The sequence below is a fragment of the Methanococcoides sp. NM1 genome, assembly GCF_900774285.1.
Taxonomy (GTDB): Archaea; Halobacteriota; Methanosarcinia; order Methanosarcinales; family Methanosarcinaceae; genus Methanococcoides; species Methanococcoides vulcani.
The window spans coordinates 1-1,282 of the sequence record NZ_CAAGTW010000022.1 but is presented as its reverse complement, the minus strand read 5'-3'; the positions used below and the strand labels follow the sequence as shown (position 1 = coordinate 1,282).

The following is a 1,282-nucleotide window of genomic DNA, read 5'->3' as shown; positions in this document are numbered from 1 at the left end:
TCAGTACTTCACTAATTTTAGTATCCGTATGAAATAATGTTACTCGATAGCTATATATGCGGCGAATTCGCCGCCATATGTCAATTCAAACCTCCAACTCCAGACATACTCCTAAAGTTGAATTAAGATCAAAAGAATGTATTGACGCCGTTCTAAAACCACTTATAGATAACATTAGGATCAAGATCAATGGTTCTCTTACCTGCAAAGATCTTTTTCATACTGCGGTATGTATGGGAGTAGACAATGGTTCAGTTCATTCTATCTCAAAAAACTATCAAAATGTTGTATGTGAAACATCAATATGGTACCATCTTCAGAAACTTGATCTCGATAAACTTATTCGAATAAATGAAAAGCTTCTCCTTCAAAAAGCTCTAAAAACCCTGAAAGAAGGGAAGAAATATGAGATCGCTATCGATTTTACCAATGATCCTTATTATGGAAAAACTGATTCGTCTAACGAGAACTATGTGATACGCAGTCAGGCTAAGAAGTCAACAAACTCATTTTATTCATATGTCTCCCTTTCCATCATAAACAAAAAAGAGCGTTTCACGGTATCAGTTCTTCCAGTAGAAAAGAACAAAACAAAGGTAGATTACCTCAGTTACTTCATTGATCGCATCAAAAAACTGAATTTCAAGATCAAAGTCCTTTGTTTAGACAGAGAGTTCTATTCTGTGGATGTGTTTGAGTTCTTGCAAGACAAGGAGATTCCCCATATTACTCCTGTTGTAAGAAGAGGAAAGAAGATTAAGCAGATGCTTATCGGGAGAAAGGCTAGGAATGTACAATACACGATGAAGAATTCTGAGAAAAAGGAGATTCATCTGGATATTATTATTGATGTCAAGTACCTGAAAGGTAAAAGAGGTAAAAACGGGTGCGAAAATCTTGGTTTCGTTGTCTATGGAGTAAATTGGCCTCCCCGAAAAGTTAGCACGGTATATCGAAGAAGGTTTGCTATTGAATCATCGTACAGGATGAGAAATATTGTAAGACCAAGAACTTCTACAAGAAACGTCACAATCAGGTACTTTTTTGCATTGGTATCATTCATGCTTAAAAACACCTGGCTCTATCTTCAGAAAAAGCATTTTACGATAGTAAAACAAGGTCCTCCTACCATTGATGAGGATAAGTTCAGGTTCGATAGGTTCATTCTCTTGATAGAGGAATGGCTGAGGAGAAAGTTAAGGATTCAGACAGTGGTGGAATGTTTGAGGTGAGACATAGTGGAGCTAAGACAAAAATGAGAAAAAATTAGGGAACTACTGAA

Annotated in this window: 1 protein-coding gene; it reads left to right on the top strand. The window is 36.4% G+C overall.

The window, feature by feature from the left end; genetic code table 11:
• Positions 1-77 precede the first annotated feature (77 nt).
• The gene (locus E7X56_RS11570; protein WP_135606890.1) at positions 78-1,232 is read left to right on the top strand and encodes an ISH3 family transposase; all 1,155 of its coding nucleotides are present in this window, start codon (positions 78-80) and stop codon (positions 1,230-1,232) included.
• The last annotated feature ends 50 nt before the right edge of the window (positions 1,233-1,282 follow it).